Source organism: Roseixanthobacter glucoisosaccharinicivorans (genome assembly GCF_043195095.2).
Lineage (GTDB): Bacteria > Pseudomonadota > Alphaproteobacteria > Rhizobiales > Xanthobacteraceae > NCEH01.
The window spans coordinates 4337816-4353594 of sequence record NZ_CM195538.1 but is presented as its reverse complement, the minus strand read 5'-3'; the positions used below and the strand labels follow the sequence as shown (position 1 = coordinate 4353594).

General features: G+C 66.7%; 15 protein-coding genes. 4 read left to right on the top strand and 11 right to left on the bottom strand.

The features are described 5' to 3' along the window. Window positions 1-180 precede the first annotated feature (180 nt). Both V5F78_RS20165 and V5F78_RS20160 read left to right on the top strand, forming a co-directional pair. Window positions 181-996, top strand: a complete 816-nt coding sequence (locus V5F78_RS20165) for a creatininase family protein (protein WP_394070542.1) — start codon at window positions 181-183, stop codon at window positions 994-996. Further along, window positions 993-2006, top strand: a complete 1014-nt coding sequence (locus V5F78_RS20160) for an Ldh family oxidoreductase (RefSeq protein ID WP_394070540.1) — start codon at window positions 993-995, stop codon at window positions 2004-2006. Before V5F78_RS20165 ends, V5F78_RS20160 begins: the two co-directional genes overlap by 4 nt. 330 nt (window positions 2007-2336) lie before the next feature. Here the strand turns inward: V5F78_RS20160 and V5F78_RS20155 are convergent, their stop codons facing one another. From V5F78_RS20155 to mobA, 11 genes are all read right to left on the bottom strand, one after another. Then, the gene (locus V5F78_RS20155; RefSeq protein ID WP_394070538.1) at window positions 2337-2996 is read right to left on the bottom strand and encodes an NUDIX domain-containing protein; all 660 of its coding nucleotides are present in this window, start codon (window positions 2994-2996) and stop codon (window positions 2337-2339) included. Beyond that, window positions 2993-4624 (bottom strand): ABC transporter ATP-binding protein, encoded by a 1632-nt coding sequence (locus tag V5F78_RS20150; RefSeq protein ID WP_394070536.1) that lies wholly within the window; start codon window positions 4622-4624, stop codon window positions 2993-2995. Before V5F78_RS20150 ends, V5F78_RS20155 begins: the two co-directional genes overlap by 4 nt. Then, on the bottom strand, window positions 4621-5103 hold the full coding sequence (locus tag V5F78_RS20145; RefSeq protein ID WP_394070534.1) for a type II toxin-antitoxin system VapC family toxin: 483 nt from the start codon (window positions 5101-5103) through the stop codon (window positions 4621-4623). Before V5F78_RS20145 ends, V5F78_RS20150 begins: the two co-directional genes overlap by 4 nt. After that, window positions 5087-5311 carry a hypothetical protein gene (locus V5F78_RS20140; RefSeq protein WP_394070532.1) on the bottom strand — a complete coding sequence of 75 codons (225 nt, stop codon included), beginning with the start codon at window positions 5309-5311 and terminating at the stop codon, window positions 5087-5089. Before V5F78_RS20140 ends, V5F78_RS20145 begins: the two co-directional genes overlap by 17 nt. A gap of 34 nt (window positions 5312-5345) precedes the next feature. After that, window positions 5346-6512: an ABC transporter permease gene (locus V5F78_RS20135; RefSeq protein ID WP_394070530.1), complete on the bottom strand. Its 1167-nt coding sequence runs from the start codon at window positions 6510-6512 to the stop codon at window positions 5346-5348. Window positions 6513-6515: 3 nt separating this feature from the next. After that, window positions 6516-7628: a microcin C ABC transporter permease YejB gene (locus V5F78_RS20130; protein ID WP_394070528.1), complete on the bottom strand. Its 1113-nt coding sequence runs from the start codon at window positions 7626-7628 to the stop codon at window positions 6516-6518. Between the two features lie 46 nt (window positions 7629-7674). Next, window positions 7675-9594, bottom strand: a complete 1920-nt coding sequence (locus V5F78_RS20125; protein WP_394070526.1) for an extracellular solute-binding protein — start codon at window positions 9592-9594, stop codon at window positions 7675-7677. Continuing rightward, complete coding sequence (locus V5F78_RS20120) at window positions 9591-11483, bottom strand: extracellular solute-binding protein (protein WP_394070524.1); 1893 nt, start codon at window positions 11481-11483, stop codon at window positions 9591-9593. Before V5F78_RS20120 ends, V5F78_RS20125 begins: the two co-directional genes overlap by 4 nt. A 266-nt stretch (window positions 11484-11749) precedes the next feature. Next, window positions 11750-13180, bottom strand: a complete 1431-nt coding sequence (locus V5F78_RS20115; RefSeq protein WP_394070522.1) for a homospermidine synthase — start codon at window positions 13178-13180, stop codon at window positions 11750-11752. 413 nt (window positions 13181-13593) lie between these two features. Next, entirely contained in the window at window positions 13594-13986 is a 393-nt protein-coding gene (locus V5F78_RS20110) for a group II truncated hemoglobin (RefSeq protein WP_394070520.1), read from the bottom strand. A 34-nt stretch (window positions 13987-14020) separates the two neighbouring features. Next, a complete protein-coding gene (gene mobA, locus V5F78_RS20105) occupies window positions 14021-14671 on the bottom strand; it encodes a molybdenum cofactor guanylyltransferase (protein WP_394070518.1) in 651 nt (216 codons plus the stop codon). A gap of 163 nt (window positions 14672-14834) precedes the next feature. Between mobA and V5F78_RS20100 the strand changes: the two genes are divergently transcribed. Together V5F78_RS20100 and aztA are read left to right on the top strand one after the other, a co-directional pair. After that, entirely contained in the window at window positions 14835-15017 is a 183-nt protein-coding gene (locus V5F78_RS20100; protein ID WP_394070516.1) for a hypothetical protein, read from the top strand. After that, a complete protein-coding gene (aztA, locus tag V5F78_RS20095; RefSeq protein ID WP_394070514.1) occupies window positions 15014-15760 on the top strand; it encodes a zinc ABC transporter ATP-binding protein AztA in 747 nt (248 codons plus the stop codon). Before V5F78_RS20100 ends, aztA begins: the two co-directional genes overlap by 4 nt. Window positions 15761-15779: the final 19 nt, after the last annotated feature.

The window sequence follows — 15779 nt, the reverse complement described above, 5'->3', positions numbered from 1 at the left end:
TTATCCACGCGCCGGCTTACAATTTTGCGAAGGTCTTGTGCCGATTGGGAGACAAGTGTCGGCCGCCTGCTTGCGGCGCCGCAGGCGCGCTCCTAATGTCCGCGCCGAAATGCGGGCGCCGGGCCGGGCGCGCCCGCCTCGCGACCATGATGACGCCGGCATGACCGCACGGGTTTTTCCATGACACACCGATTCTGGGCCGCGCTGTCCTCGCCGGCGCTCGCGGCGCTGGACCGCGCGGCGGCGATCGCCATCCTGCCGGTGGCGGCGGTGGAACAGCATGGGCCCCATCTGCCGCTCGGCACCGACACCTTCATTTCCCAGGGCTATATCGACCGTATCCTGCCCTTGCTGCGTCCCGATATGACCGCCCTGTTCCTGCCGATCCAGGCGGTGGGTAAGTCCGACGAGCATCAATCCTTCACCGGCACGCTCACCTTGTCGCCGGAAACCGCGCTGCGTGCCTGGACGGAACTGGGCGATGCGGTGGCCCGCGCCGGCATCCGCCGGCTGGTGCTGCTCAACACCCATGGCGGCAACGTGCCGGTGATGGATCTCGTGTCCCGCACGCTTCGGGTGCGCCACAAGATGCTGGCCGTGAACGTCTCCATGCACCGTTTCGGCTATCCGGACGGCCTGTTCGCGCCGCAGGAGCGGGCGCACGGCATCCATGGCGGGGATATCGAGACCTCGCTGATGCTCGCCTTCCGCCCCGATCTGGTGGACATGGCGCAGGCGCGCGACTTCGCGCCCTGGAGCATCGCCATGGAGCGCGAGTTCGCCCAGCTGCGCGCGAACCATCCCGTCGGCTTCGGCTGGATGAGCGAGGATCTGAGCCCCGCCGGCGCCATGGGCGATGCCCGCCCGGCCAGCGCGGAAAAGGGCGCGGCGGCGGCGGAGTTCGGTGCCCGCGCCTTCGTGGCCCTGCTTGAGGATGTCGCCGCCTTCGACCTCACACGGTTCGATGCGCGGCCTGAAGGAGAAGACCCGTTATGACCGAGGGCCGCAGGCTCGATATGGACGGCGCGCGTGCCTATGCCGCCGCCGCGCTCCAGCATTTCAACACCAGTGCGGAAAACGCGGCCGTGGTCGCCGAGGCGCTGGTGGCGGCGGAAGCCGACGGCCTGCCCAGCCACGGGCTCGCCCGGCTGCCGAGCTATGGCCTCCAGGCGCTCGCCGGCAAGATCGACGGCCATGCCGTGCCCACGCACCGCAAGGCCGCGCCTTCGGTGGTCGGCGTCGATGCCGCCAACGGCTTTGCCTATCCCGCCGTACGGCTCGCGGAACAGCACCTCGTGCCGCTGGCGAAGGAAATGGGCATCGCGATTGCCGGCATCCGCCGCTCCAGTCATTTCGGCGTCGCCGGCCATCCGGTGGAGCGCATGGCGGAGGCGGGGCTGATCGCGCTCGCCTTCACCAATGCGCCCGCCTCCATCGCGCCCTGGGGCGGACGGCGTCCCGTGTTCGGAACCAATCCCATCGCGTTCGCGACCCCGCTGCTGGACCGGCCGCCGGCGGTGGTGGATCTGTCCGTCTCCAAGGTCGCGCGCGGCTATATCCTCGCCGCCGCGCAGAAGGGCGAGCCGATCCCCGAGGGCTGGGCGCTGGATACCGAGGGGCGCGCCACCACCGACGCCAAGGCGGGTCTGGCCGGCACCATGGTGCCCATGGGCGAGGCCAAGGGCACGGCGCTCGCCTTCATGGTCGAGGTGCTCTCCGCCGCGCTGAACGCGGCCACTTTCGCCATCGATGCCCCGTCCTTCTTCGACGGCGAAGGCCCGCCGCCCGCCATCGGCCAGACCCTGGTGGCGATCAATCCCGGCGCGCTGGGCGGGCCCGGCTATCTCGACCATCTGGCGCGGCTGGTGGAAGCCATCGAGGGCCAGGAGGGCGCGCGCCTGCCCGGCTCGCGCCGCATCGCCGCCCGCGCCCATGCCGCGCAGGAGGGGGTGCTGGTGAGCGCGGCCCTGGAGCGCGAACTCGCGAAACTCGGGTTTGCGGGCTAGAGCATTTTCGAGCGAAGTGGACACCGGTTCGCGGGAAGAAAATGCGGCATCACAATAAGTTAGAGCCTTTCATTGTTTCTAAGAAACGATGAAAGGTTCTAGGATCGTTCGTCATGCACGGGCTTGTCCCGTGCATCCACGCGGCCCCGCTGGCACGGGCTTTTCAAGGCCTGCGCGGGCGGTCCGGCGTGGATGGCCGGGACGGGCACGGCCATGACGAATGGTCAGACAAAGACACTGCCGCGCACCTGCAGTAGTGCGCCTCGACGAAATACTCCGCCGCTGACTGTCGATCGGTCTAGGGCAAGAGGGCGGCTCCAGGGGCGAAGCTCAGGCTTCGGCCCGGGCCCTGGCGGCGAGCTCGGCCAGATGCGGGCGGTTGAGCGCCAGCCATTGCAGCGCGATGCGGGTATAGCCGTTCATCACGCAGCCGGGGCTGAGCAGGCCGAGCGCATCATCCAGGCCGAGAGTGAAGGGCGCCGTGACCTCGTGCTCATGGGCGAGACCCGCGCGGACGGGCAAAGCGTGGGAATCCACGATGCCGAGGTAGAGCGTGCAGATTTCGTCGGTCACGCCCGGCGTCGGCATGAATTTGAACAGCTCTTCCAGGCGCGTCGGCGCGACGCCGATCTCCTCCAGGCATTCGCGATGGGCTGCGGCCGCTGGCGCCTCGCCCGTTTCGACCCGCCCGGCGACGATTTCCACCATCCGGCCGAGGCCGGTGGCGAGATGGGCGGCGAGGCGGAACTGGTGGATCAGCACCACGCGGTCGCGCGCCGGATCGAAGCACAGCACCCCGACCACCCGTCCCCCGACCACGATATCGCGTTGCGACGTCTCCGCCGCGCCACCCGGCTCGTGATGCAGCTTCACCTCATAGCGCAGATAGTCGCGAAACCCCTGGCCCAGCAGATGGGGCGGAGAGACCGCGACCTCGGCTGCGGCATCGCCATGGGCGCGCGGCGGGGCGGTCTTGCTCGGCTCGCTCATTGCGCGGTCACTCCCGGCTGGGCGGTTTCCAGATTGAAGGCAGCGGCGAACAGGGCCTGGGTATAGGCTTCCTTCGGGTTCTGGAACACCTCTCGCGCCGGGCCTTCCTCCACCATCTTGCCGTTGCGCATCACCAGGATGCGGCTCGCCAGCGCGGAGACCACCCGCAGGTCGTGGGAGATGAACATATAAGTGAGCGACCGGCGCCGCTGCAGGGCGCGCAGCAATTCCACGATCTGCGCCTGCACCAGCATGTCGAGCGCACTCGTGGGCTCGTCCAGCACCACGAACGAGGGTTCGAGCGCCATCGCCCGCGCGATCGAGATGCGCTGGCGCTGGCCGCCGGAGAATTCGTGCGGATAGAGGTGCCGGCTTTCCGGGTCGATGCCCACGTCGGCGAGCGCGGCGATGACCCGCTGCTCGCGCGCATCGGCGTCGAGCCCCTTCTGGTGCACGCGCAGGCCCTCGCCGACGATGTCCTCGATGGACATGCGCGGCGAGAGCGCGCCGTAGGGGTCCTGGAACACGATCTGCATGTCCGCCCGCAGGGGCCGCAATTGCTTGAAGCGCAGGCCGTCGATGCGGTTGCCGAGGAAGGCGATGGGGCCGCTGGAGGAGATGAGGCGCAGCAAGGCCAGCCCCAGCGTGGTCTTGCCCGAGCCGGATTCGCCCACCACGCCCAGGGTCTCGCCCTCGTGGATGTCGAGCGTCACCCCGTCCACCGCTTTCACGTAGCCAATGGTGCGGCGAAGGATGCCGCGCTTGATGGGGAAATGCACCTTCAGGTCCTGGGCGGAAACCACCACTTTCGCGTCCGGCGCGGCGGGGGCGGGATCGGGCTTGGGCTCCGCATGCAGCAGCGCCTGGGTGTAGGGGTGCTTGGGATGGAGGAAGGTTTCCTCCGCCCCGCCCTGTTCGACGATCTCGCCCTTGCTCATGACGCACACCCGGTCGGCGATCTTGCGCACGATGCCGAGGTCGTGGGTGATGAACAGCATGGCCATGCCCATGCGGGCCTGGAGGTCCTTCAGGAGCCTGAGAATCTGCGCCTGGACCGTGACGTCCAGCGCGGTGGTCGGCTCATCCGCGATCAGGAGATCCGGCTCGTTCGCGAGCGCCATGGCGATCATGACGCGCTGGCGCTGGCCGCCGGAGAGCTGGTGGGGATAATCCGACAGCCGCCGCTCGGGATCGGGAATGCCCACCTCGTGCAACAATTCCAGTGTGCGCTCGCGCACCTGCGTGCCGCCCATGCCGCGATGGAGGATGAGCATCTCGCCGATCTGCTGGGAGATGGTGTGCAGCGGGTTGAGCGAACTCATGGGTTCCTGGAACACCATGGTCACGTCATTGCCGCGCACGCCGCGCAACTCGCGCTCCGGCAAGGTGAGTAGGTCGCGGCCCTTGAACAGGATCTTGCCGGTGGGGTGGCTGGCGGCGGGATAGGGCAGGAGCTTGAGCACCGAGAGCGCGGTGACGGACTTGCCCGAGCCGGACTCGCCGACCAGCGCCACCGTCTCGCCGGGTGCGACATCGAACGAGACGTTCTTTACCGCCAGAAAATCGCCGCCCACCCGGCGGAAGGCGACGGACAGGTCTTGCACGGAGAGGAGGGGGGAGGGGGTCATACGGGGGCGCCCCTTTCAAGAAGCTTACGAATATTCGCTTCGTTCAAGCGAACCAAATCGATCTCAGGTGGTGGCTTGATCCGTTCATCCTTGGTCAAAAACACTCCACAGCCCAGCCCGAGGGCCGTTGCCAGGTGAATGGCGTCCGGAAGCTTGAGTGCTTTATCGCGTGCCCTCAAATCCGCAGCATCGCGTAACACGCCACGGAAGACTGGGATTACTTCGATATGACGGTTGGAGATTGTCCAATTGTCATAGATTTGAACGAGATCGAGTCGGCCCAGTTCGAGCGGTTTCACTAGGAGTTCACTGAGAGTGAGTTCGCTTGTTACCAAGGGCGGGATTTCGGCATCCCACCCGGCAAGCAGTAGGGACACCAGCATTTCCGATGTCGGTCCCCGACCTTCGAAAGCTTCGATGAAGATATTAGTGTCGAGGTAGATGCGCGAACGAGCGAGGGCGTCAGTCGTCCCATTCATCCCGCAGTTTCCTGATGCGTTCCACAGAATCGTCTCCGATGGGCTCGACGCGGCGAGCTAAGGCAAGCAGCGCCCGCAGTTTCTCCTCGGGCACGGAAGCCGGCACGCGCTCAATCACGACCCGAACGTCGGTATTGTCATTGCCGGTCACCCGCAGATCCTCCGGCAATTTCTCCACGGGATAATGCTCCCGCACGATCCTGTTCATGGCTTCGTCTCCATGGTGCGCATCCTACCACACCTCACCCGAAGGTCTTGCGCGGGTCGAAGGCGTCGCGCACCGCCTCGCCGATGAAGATCAGAAGGCTCAGCATCAAGCCCACGGTGAAGAAGCCGGCAAGGCCCAGCCAGGGGGCCTGGACGTTGGATTTGCCTTGCGAGAGCAGTTCGCCCAGCGAGGGCGAGCCGGGCGGCAGGCCGAAGCCGAGGAAGTCCAAAGCGGTCAGCGTCATCACCGAGGAGGAGAGGATGAACGGCAGGAAGGTGAGCGTCGCCACCATGGCGTTGGGCAAGAGGTGCCGCACCATGATGGTGAGATTGTTCACGCCCAGGGCGCGGGCCGCCTGCACATATTCGAAATTGCGCGCGCGCAGGAATTCGGCGCGCACCAGGCTCACCAGCGAGACCCAGGAGAACAGCAGCAGGATGCCCAGCAGCACCCAGAAGCCGGGCACCAGGACCGAGGAGATGATGAGCAGCAGGTAGAGCGAGGGGATGGAGGTCCATACCTCGATGAAGCGCTGGAACAGAAGGTCCACCCAGCCGCCGAAATAGCCCTGCACCGCCCCCGCCGCGACCCCGATGGCGGAGGAGACCAGGGTGAGCGCGAGCCCGAACAGCACCGAGATGCGGAAGCCGTAGATCAGGCGGGCCAGCACGTCGCGGCCCTGGTCGTCGGTGCCCAGCCAATTGTATTCGAGCCCCGAGCAGCCCGAGACCCCCTTGCGCTCGGCGACTGCCTTGCACTGCTCCTCGCTCAGCATCCAGGTGGGCGGCGAGGGGGCGGGGGTGGGCAGGTCGAGATTGTGGGTGGAATAGCTGAAATGCACCGGCGGCCAGAGCATCCAGCCGCCCTTCTCGGCGATCAGCTTGCGCAGATAGGGGTCGCGATAATCCGCCGTGGTCTCGAAATCGCCGCCGAACGTGGTCTCGGGATAGGCTTTCAGCACCGGGAAATAATAGGCGCCGTCAAGCCGCACCAGGATCGGCCGGTCGTTGGCGATGAATTCCGCGAACAGGCTGAGCACGAACAGGATCATGAACAGCACGAACGACCACCAGCCGCGCCCGTTGGCGCGGAAATTGGCGATCCGCCGCCGGTTGAGCGGCGAGAAGAACGGCCGCTTGGTCGGCTTCGCCGCCGGCGGGGTGGCGGGCTCGGTCTGGGGGAGGGTGGGCAGGGCCGTCATGGCTCAGACGTCCCGCGTCTCGAAATCAATCCGCGGATCGACCAGCATATAGGTGAGGTCCGACAGCAGGCCGACCACGAGGCCCGCCAAGGAGAAGATGTAGAGCGTGCCGAACACCACCGGATAATCGCGGTTCAGCACGCTCTCGAATCCCAGCAGCCCGAGCCCGTCGAGCGAGAAGATGGTCTCGATCAGCAGCGAGCCGGTGAAGAAGGCGGAGATGAAGGCGCCGGGAAAGCCGGCGATGACGATCAGCATCGCGTTCCGGAACACGTGGCGATAGAGCACGCTGCGCTCGGAGAGCCCCTTCATGCGGGCGGTGGTGACATATTGCTTGCGGATTTCTTCCAGGAACGAATTCTTGGTCAGCAAGGTCATGGTGGCGAAGGCGCCGAGCACCATGGAGGTGAGCGGCAGCACCAGGTGCCAGCCATAATCGAGAATCCGCTCGGGCCAGGACAATTGCGCCCAATTGTCCGAGGTGAGGCCGCGCAGGGGGAACCAGTCCAGGAACGAGCCGCCAGCGAACAGGATGATCAGCAGGATGGCGAACAGGAAGGAGGGAATGGCATAGCCGACGATGATCACCGCCGAGGTCCACACATCGAAGCGCGAGCCGTCGCGCATGGCCTTGGAGATGCCGAGCGGGATCGAGATGGCGTAGGTGAGCAAAGTCATCCACAGGCCGAGCGAAATCGAGACCGGCATCTTCTCGGCGATCAGGTCGATGACGCGGATGTCGCGGAAATAGGAGCGGCCGAAATCGAAGGTCGCGTAATTCTTGATCATGATCCAGAAGCGCTCATAGGCCGGCTTGTCGAAGCCGAACTGCTTTTCCAGTTCCTTGATGAATTTCGGGTCCAGCCCCTGGGCGCCGCGATATTTCGAGGCCGAGGCGTCGGCCCCGCCGCCGCCGGGCATGGCGGCGCCCCCGGCGAAATCGCCGCCCTGGCCGGAAATGCGCGAGGTGGCGGAGGCGCCGTCGCCGGTCAATTGGGCGATCACACGCTCCACCGGGCCGCCTGGCGCGAACTGCACCACCACGAAGGAAACCAGCATGATGCCGAGGATGGTCGGGATCATGAGGGCGACACGGCGGATGATATAAGCGAGCATCGGGTCTCCAGGTTCGCGCCGACGGTGCGGGCTCTCGCCTTCGGCGTCAACCGCCCTTTGCGGGCGGTGGCGAGGATGCCGGCTTCTGCCACCAGGTGTCGAGCACCCCGCGCTCATATTTCGGCTTCACGGCGGGCCGCTCAAACACATCCCAATAGGCGATCCAGTGGGATGCCTTGTTCCATTGCGGCACCCAATAGCGGCCCGAACGCAGCACCCGGTCGAGCGCGCGGGCGGCGGTGACCAGCTCCGGACGGGTCCGCGCGGCCAGCGCCACGTCGATCAGCCCGTCCACGGCGGTATCGGAAATGCCGGAGAGATTGTTGGATCCGCGCGTGCGCGCCGCCTCGCTGCCGAAATAGGCGCGCAATTCCTCCCCCGGATTGAGCGAGACCGAATAGCGGCGCACCACGATGTCGAAGTCGAAATCCTTCAGCCGCGCCTGATATTGGGCGGGATCGACGATGCGATAGGTCGCGTCGATGCCGAGCAGCTTCAGATTGCCGATGAAGCGGGAGGTGTGGCGCTCGAACGAACCTTCGTCGTCGAGGAACTCGATCTGCAGCGGCTGGCCCTTGCCATCCACTAGCTTGCCTTGCTGGATGGTATAGCCGGCCTCCTTCAGCAAGGCGGCAGCCCGGCGCAGCAGCGCGCGGTCCTGGCCCGAGCCATCGGTGATGGGCGGCGCATAGGCCTCCTCGAACACATCCTGCGGCAGGCGCTCGGCATAGGGGCGCAGCAGCTTTTCTTCGGCCGGCGAGGGCTTGCCCTGCGCCATCAGGTCGGAATTCTGGAAGAATGACCAGGTGCGCTCATACTGGCCGTACATCAGATTCTTGTTGGTCCATTCGAAATCGAAGGCGAGCGAGATCGCCTCGCGCACCGAGCGATCGAAGAATTTCGCCCGGCGGGTGTTGAAGAACCAGCCCTGCGCGCCCGAGGGGGTCTCGTCCGGCAGCACGTCGCGCTTCACATGGCCGTCGCGCAGCGCGGGGAAATCATATTGGGTGGACCAGGCACGCGAGGTGAATTCCTCGCGGAACAGATAGACGCGGGCCTTGAACGCCTCGAAGCCGACATCCCGGTCGCGGAAATATTCGAAGCGCACGGTGTCGAAATTGTTGCGACCCACATTCACCGGCAGGTCCTTGGCCCAATAGTCCGTCACCCGGTCGTATTCGATATAGCGGCCGGACTCGAAGCGGCCGATTTTGTAGGCGCCGCCGCCGAGCGGGGGCACCAGCGTCGTCTCCTCGAACTTGTGCTTGGTGTAATAGGCCTTGGAGAAGATCGGCAGGCTCGCGGCATAGAGCGGCACGTCGCGCGGACACTGGGCGGTGAAGCGCAGGTTCACGGTGCCCGTCCCGTCCGCCTCGGCGCCGGTGAACTCGCGCAGTGCCTGGCGGATCAGCGGGTGGCCCTGCGCCTTCAGCGTGTTGAGCGAGAAGGCGACATCCTCGGCGGTGAGCGGCGAGCCGTCGTGGAAGCGCGCCTGCGGGCGCAGGCGGAAGGTGTAGAGCTGGCCGCCGTCCCCGATCGCGACGCTCGCGGCGACGAGGCCGTAGAGCGAATCCGGCTCGTCATAGGCACGGGCCATCAGGCTGTCGAAAATCAGCGCCAGCCCCTGGGCGCCGTCGCCGCGCAGGATATAGCCGTTGAGTGAGTTGAAAGTCTGGAACGACTGGTTATAGGCCGCCGTCGGGCCGATCTGCGAAAACGTGCCGCCTTTGGGAGCGTCCGGGTTCACATAGTCGAAATGCGGGAAGGTGCTGGGATATTTCAGCTCCCCGAAGGACGAGATGCCGTGCCGCTCCGCGCCCGGCGCGGCCGATGCGCCGCCCTCGGCCTCCGCCGCGCTCTTGCCGTCGGGAACCGCCCGGGCCTGGCTGAACGCCGGCCGGGCGAGCAGCGTCGCCCCGCCGGCGGCGGCCAGGCGCAGCACCGCGCGCCGATCGAAATCGCTCATTGCCCGCGCGTCCCGATCTTGGCCGCCTTGGCCGCATCCCACCACCAGATTTCCGGGAAGGCATAGGAATAGCGCGGCAGCTTTTCCGGGTGGCCGAAGCGGTCCCAGCGGGCGGTGCGGGTATAGTGCAGCGTCCAGGCGGGGATGACATATTCGTTCCACAGCAGCGCGCGGTCGAGCGCGTGGGTGGCGGCCACCAGATCTTCGCGGCTGGTGGCGTAGATCACCTTCTCGATCAGCGTGTCGATGGCGGGATTGGCGATGCCGGCATAATTGCGCGAGCCGTCGCGGGTGGCCGAATCCGAGCCCCAATAATCGCGCTGCTCATTGCCCGGCGAGAGCGACTGGCCCCAGCTCGCGACGATCATGTCGAAATCGCGCGAGCGGATGCGGTTGATATATTGCGAGGTGTCCACCATCCGCACCGACACGCTGATGCCGAGCCGCTCCAGGGCCGGCTTGTAGTACAGCGCGACGCGCTCGAACGCGGGGCTGGCCAGCAGGAATTCGATGGAGAAGGGGGCGCCCGAGGCATCCACCAATTGCTTGCCCTTCACCTCGTATCCGGCCTCTTTCAGCAGCTCGGCCGCCTTGCGCAGATTGCTGCGGCGGTCCTGGTCGGTGCCGCTGACGGGGTTGGTATAAGGGGTGGTGAAGACGCCCGCCGGCAGCTTGTCCTTCAGCGGGGTGAGGATCTCCAGCTCGCGGCCGGTGGGCAGGCCGGAGGAGGCCAGCTCCGTGCCGCTGAAATAGCTGTTCACGCGCTCATACTGGCCGAAGAACAGGGTCCTGTTCATGCCCTCGAAGTCGAGCGCGTAATTCAGCGCGCGGCGCACGCGTGGGTCCTGGAACTTGGCGCGGCGCAGATTGGGCACGAAGGCCTGCATCACGCCCGAGGCGCGGTTCTCGAAGGTTTCGAGCAGCACATTGCCTTCGGCCTTGGCCGGGAAATCATAGGCGGTGGCCCAGTTCTTGGCCGAGCTCTCGACCCGGAAGTCATATTGGTCGGCCTTGAAGGCCTCCAGCTCCACCGTGTCATCGCGATAATATTCGTAGCGGATCTCATCGAAATTATTGGTGCCGACATTCACCGGCAGGTCCTTGCCCCAATAATCCTTCACCCGCTCGTAGACGATGGTGCGGCCGGGCACGAAGGACTTGATCTTATAGGCGCCCGAGCCGAGCGGGGCTTCCAGCGTGCCCTGGGTGATGTCGCGCTTGCGGCCGGTGCCGTCGGTGCCGGTCCACCAATGCTTGGGCAGCACCATCATTTCGCCGACGATCTGCGGCAATTCGCGATTGCCGCCCTGATCGAAGGTGAAGGTCACCTCGCGCTCGCCGGTCTTCTGCACGTCCTTCACATGGCGATAATAGAAGGCTTGGCCGGGATTGTTCTTGGTCAGGACGTCGAACGACCAGATCACATCGTCGGGCGTGATGGGGGTTCCATCATGCCATTTCGCTTCCGGCCGCAGGCGATAGGTGACGGAGGAGAAGTCCGGCGGGAAGCGCACGCCGTCCGCGATCAGGCCATAGGCGGTCGCCACCTCGTCGCGCGACTGGGTGGTGAGCGTGTCGTAGATCAGGCCGATCCCGGCGCCGGGCGTGCCGCGCGTGATGATGGCGTTGAAGCTGTCGAACGTGCCGTTCTCGGACAGGCGCACGGTGCCGCCCTTGGGCGCATCCGGGTTCACATAGTCGAAATGCTTGAAGTCCGCAGGATATTTCGGCGTGCCCATCAAGGAGGTCGCGGAGCGGAAGGGGCCGGCGTCCGCCGGCGCTGCGGGCGCCGAGGCGCCCTGTGCGGCCGCGTCGCGGATCGTCCCCGGCAGGCCCAGGACGGGCAGGAGGGAAACGAGGAGGGCGGCGAGGCGGACCTTCACATGCATCAGCGGCTCCGGAGGCTGGGATAAGCGAGCGTGCTTCAGCCAATATCCGATTATGGCACCTGCCGCGACGGCATAAAAATGGCGAGGCCGCGGGCCGGCGCCACATTCTCCCCAGCCGGCGTGCACGTTGCGGTGAGCGAGCGCGCGACGGGAAACGAAAAAAGGCCCTCCCGGTAGGGAGGGCCTCGTTCAGGGGCACAGGAGTGCGGGTCTCGGGCGGCGCACGATGCGAGCCGCGCGGTCAGCGCACGATGCGACCCGCGCGGTCAGCGCACGATGATGTTCTTGAACTGCCAGGGATCCTCGAGGTCGATATCCTCGGGGAACAGGTCCACGCGCTTGGTGAGCGGGGTCCAGTCGGTATAGGTGCCCTTCACCTCGCCCAGATAGGGCAACTGCACCTCAAGGCAGCGGCGGAAGTCCATCTCGTCGGCTTCGACGATGCCGGCTTCCGGATTTTCCAGCGCCCACACCATGCCCGCGAGCACGGCGGAGGTCACCTGCAGGCCGGTGGCGTTCTGATAGGGCGCAAGCTCGCGCGCTTCCTCGATGGAGAGGTGGGAACCGTACCAATAGGCGTTCTTGGCATGGCCATAGACCAGCACGCCCAGTTCGTCCCGGCCGTCGACGATCTCGTTCTCGTCGAGGATCTTCCAGGACGATTGCTGCACGCCGCCATTGCCGAACATCTCGTGCAGCGACAGCACCGCGTCGTTGCAGGGGTGGTAGGCATAATGGCAGGTGGGGCGGTAGAGCACGTTCGCCCCGTCCCGCACGGTGAGATAGTCGGCGATCGAGATCGCCTCATTGTGCGTGACCAGATAGCCGAACTGCGGCCCCGGGGTCGGGGTCCAGCTGTGCACGCGGGTATCTGCGCCCGGCCGCATCAGATAGATGGCGGCGCCGCAGCCGCTGGCATGGGTGCGCCCGTCCGGGGGAAGCTGCTTCTCGTGCGTGCCCCAGCCGAGCTCGGCCGGCTGCAGGCCCTCGGAGACGAAGCCCTCCACCGACCAGGTGTTGACGAACACGTCGGCCGGCTTGGGGTCGCGGGCGCGCTGGGTGTCGCGCTCGGCGATATGGATGCCCTTGACGCCGAGGGCGCGGGCAAGCTGCGCCCATTCCTCGCGGCTGGCGGGTTCCGGCCGGTCGAGCCCGGTATCGGCGGCGATGTTGAGCAGCGCCTGCTTCACGAACCAGGACACCATGCCCGGATTGGCGCCGCAGGTGGAGACGGCGGTGGGACCGCCGGGAGAGCGCCGGCGCGCGTCCAGCAGGCCTTCGCGTAGCGCGTAATTGGAGCGTGCCTCGGGGCCGAGGGTGTTGTCGAAATAGAAGCCCTTCCAGGGCTCGATGACCGTATCCACATAGAGCGCGCCGATTTCCCGGCACATTTCCATGATCGCGATCGACGACACGTCCACCGAGAGATTGACGCAGAAGCCGCGTCCGCCGCCCGCCGTCAGCAGCGGGGTGAGCAGGTCGCGATAATTCTCCGCCGTCACCTCGGACTGGATGAAGCGGATGCCGCGTTCGTCCAGCAGAGCGCGATCCTTGTCCACGGGATCGATAACCACGAAGCGGGATTTATCGAATTCGAAGTGGCGCTCGATAAGCGGCAGCGTGCCGCGACCGATCGACCCGAAGCCGATCATCACAATGGGTCCATCGATTTTCGCGTGAACCGGCCATTGGCTCATGATGGGGAATACTCCTCGTCAACGCCCAGATGTAAGCGCGGCCGCACCATGCGGACGGCGGGTCCCGCCGTCAACACTTGCCCGGTGAAAAGTGAAGAAACACAAGGCTTGGGACGGGATTTTGCGGGCGCAGCACGGGGCCGAGACGACATAAAAATGTCATGTGGGGCGCCGGTGCGGGCACACCGCCCGCGGCGCGGGAGAACCGGGCGCGGCCCTTCGGGAAGCTGCCGCAGCGTCGTGCGCGCGAGCGCCGCGCACCTCCGGCGCCTACGGGCGGGGCGGGGCGGGTCGGGTCGCGCGCGCCGCAGGACCGGTCGATGGCCCCAACGCGCGCGGCGTGGCGCTTTGCCGCCCGGATGGCGCGCCTGTGAACGCAGCTGGCCCGCGCTTTAAAAGGGGGCGACCGGCGGTCAGGCCCGATTCTGCATATGGGCGGCGAGCGCCTCCACGCGGGGCAGAAGCTCGGCGGCGGCGGTGCGGTCCGTGACGGTTTCGGCCAGCGCCTGGCGGAAGCACGCCAGCCAGCCGTCGCGCTCCGCCGGCCCGATGGCGGCTGGGAAATGGCGCATGCGCAGGCGCGGATGGCCGTTGCGGGCCACGTAGTCGGACGGGCCGCCCAGCCAATAGGTGAGATATTCCTCCAGCTTGCGCGCGCTGCCGTCCAGGCTCGCGGGGTGGATGGCGCGGCATTCGGCAGCTTCCGGCAGCGTGTCCATCAAATGATAGAAGCGCCCCACGAGCGCGTGCACGGCGGCGGCGCCGCCGATCCGCGCATAGAGGCTGGGCTCCTCGACGTCTGGCATGTTTCCTTCCCGTTTTTCGCTTGTCGCGACGAACCTAGCGCGGCCCGCGCGCCGGCTCATCCTGGGGCGATTGCGGAGCTTCCCGCGCCTTGAGCCGCGCCTGTTCGAGGTCCGCCGGGGTATTGACGTTGAAGAAGATCTCCGCCTCCGCCGCATAGGCGGCCACATCGGACGGCGGCAGGATTACCGCGTCGAGGGCGGCGACGAAGCCGTCCATGCGCAGCGTGCGGCGGGTGATGAAGGGCGCGATCAGCGGCGCGATGCGGCGGGCATAGATGGCGTGTAGGGGCTGGAGCCCGTAGCCGTCACGCGGCACGGCGGCGTCGTGCGCGCCGATGCTGGCATTGAGATGGTGGATCAGCGGCGGCGAGATGAAGGGCATGTCGCAGGCACATACGAACACCTTGTCGCCCCGCGCGTATGTCAGCGCCGCCTCTAGCCCGCCCAGCGCCCCGTTGCCGGGCGCGATGTCGGGATAGACCGCGAGCCCGCGCGCCGCATAGGGCTCGGGATCGGCGGCGATCACGATCAGTTCCTCGCACAGCGGCGAAAGGCGGGCGATCAGCCGGTCGATCACCGGCACGCCGCCTACCGTCACCAGCGCCTTGTTGACGTGGCCCATGCGCCGGGCCTGGCCGCCGGCGAGAATGGCGGCGCTGAGGCCGGAAATGCGCTGCTCACCCATCCGTTCCGCTCCACCCGCCCCCCCGTGGCCGGCCGGATATGGACGCGCCGTCCGCCCCTGGCAAGGCACGCGCCGCGCCGCGCGGCGCGGCTCGCGAAAAAGTGGAGCGGCTCGCGCTTGGTCATGCTGGACAGCTATAAAGATACTCTGTATCAAAACTCCCATGACATTGATTGATCCCAGCTCCCAGGCCTCCGCGCACGGCGCCCACCGCCATTCCGGCGCGCTGGCGCAGGCGTTGCCGGCGCCGTTCTCGGTGCTGCGCTCCTCGCTCGGAGCCCGGCTGGTTTTCGTGCTCGGGCTCAGCGCGGTGATGTGGGTGTTCGTCTTGTGGGTGATCGCATGAGCGCGCCGGTCCAGCTTCGCTTCCGCGATCTCACGCTCGGTTATGAGCGCCACCCGGCGGTTCATCATCTGGACGGCGCGGTGGAGGAAGGCGCGCTGCTCGCGGTGTGCGGGCCGAACGGGGCCGGAAAATCCACCCTCATGAAGGCGATTTCCGGCGCGCTGCGCCCGCTCGGCGGTGCCATCGAACGCTGCGGGCTCGATTCCCGCGACATCGCCTATCTGCCCCAGGGGGCGGAGGTGGATCGCTCCTTCCCCATCAGCGTCTATGACCTGGTGGCGATGGGGCTGTGGCGCCGTGCCGGCCTGTTCGGCGGCATCGGCAAGGCAAACCATGCCCGCATCGCCGACGCCATCGCTGCGGTTGGCCTCACAGGCTTTGAGCGCCGGCCCATCGGCACGCTCTCCGGCGGGCAGATGCAGCGCACCCTTTTCGCGCGCCTGCTGTTGCAGGACGCGCGGCTGATCCTGCTGGACGAGCCGTTCAACGCGCTCGACGCCAAGACCGTGTCCGACCTGCTGGACCTGGTGCGCCGCTGGCACGGGGAAAAGCGCACCGTGCTCGCGGTGCTGCACGATTTCGAACTGGTGCGCGCGCATTTCCCGCAGACCCTGCTTCTGGCGCGCGGGCCGGTCGCCTGGGGGCCGACCGCCGAGGTTCTGGCGCCGGACAATCTCCTGCTGGCGCGCCGCATGACCGAAGCGCCGCAGACTGGCGCCGCCCCGTGCAGTGCGGCGGCCTGAACCGTGAGCCTCTATGACC

Coding starts and splice junctions, on each gene's coding strand:
- V5F78_RS20165 (WP_394070542.1), top strand. CDS start 181: ATGACACACCGATTCTGGGCCGCGCTGTCCTCGCCGGCGCTCGCGGCG.
- V5F78_RS20160 (WP_394070540.1), top strand. CDS start 993: ATGACCGAGGGCCGCAGGCTCGATATGGACGGCGCGCGTGCCTATGCC.
- V5F78_RS20155 (WP_394070538.1), bottom strand. CDS start 2,996: ATGAGCGAGCCGAGCAAGACCGCCCCGCCGCGCGCCCATGGCGATGCC.
- V5F78_RS20150 (WP_394070536.1), bottom strand. CDS start 4,624: ATGACCCCCTCCCCCCTCCTCTCCGTGCAAGACCTGTCCGTCGCCTTC.
- V5F78_RS20145 (WP_394070534.1), bottom strand. CDS start 5,103: ATGAATGGGACGACTGACGCCCTCGCTCGTTCGCGCATCTACCTCGAC.
- V5F78_RS20140 (WP_394070532.1), bottom strand. CDS start 5,311: ATGAACAGGATCGTGCGGGAGCATTATCCCGTGGAGAAATTGCCGGAG.
- V5F78_RS20135 (WP_394070530.1), bottom strand. CDS start 6,512: ATGACGGCCCTGCCCACCCTCCCCCAGACCGAGCCCGCCACCCCGCCG.
- V5F78_RS20130 (WP_394070528.1), bottom strand. CDS start 7,628: ATGCTCGCTTATATCATCCGCCGTGTCGCCCTCATGATCCCGACCATC.
- V5F78_RS20125 (WP_394070526.1), bottom strand. CDS start 9,594: ATGAGCGATTTCGATCGGCGCGCGGTGCTGCGCCTGGCCGCCGCCGGC.
- V5F78_RS20120 (WP_394070524.1), bottom strand. CDS start 11,483: ATGCATGTGAAGGTCCGCCTCGCCGCCCTCCTCGTTTCCCTCCTGCCC.
- V5F78_RS20115 (WP_394070522.1), bottom strand. CDS start 13,180: ATGAGCCAATGGCCGGTTCACGCGAAAATCGATGGACCCATTGTGATG.
- V5F78_RS20110 (WP_394070520.1), bottom strand. CDS start 13,986: ATGCCAGACGTCGAGGAGCCCAGCCTCTATGCGCGGATCGGCGGCGCC.
- mobA (WP_394070518.1), bottom strand. CDS start 14,671: ATGGGTGAGCAGCGCATTTCCGGCCTCAGCGCCGCCATTCTCGCCGGC.
- V5F78_RS20100 (WP_394070516.1), top strand. CDS start 14,835: ATGACATTGATTGATCCCAGCTCCCAGGCCTCCGCGCACGGCGCCCAC.
- aztA (WP_394070514.1), top strand. CDS start 15,014: ATGAGCGCGCCGGTCCAGCTTCGCTTCCGCGATCTCACGCTCGGTTAT.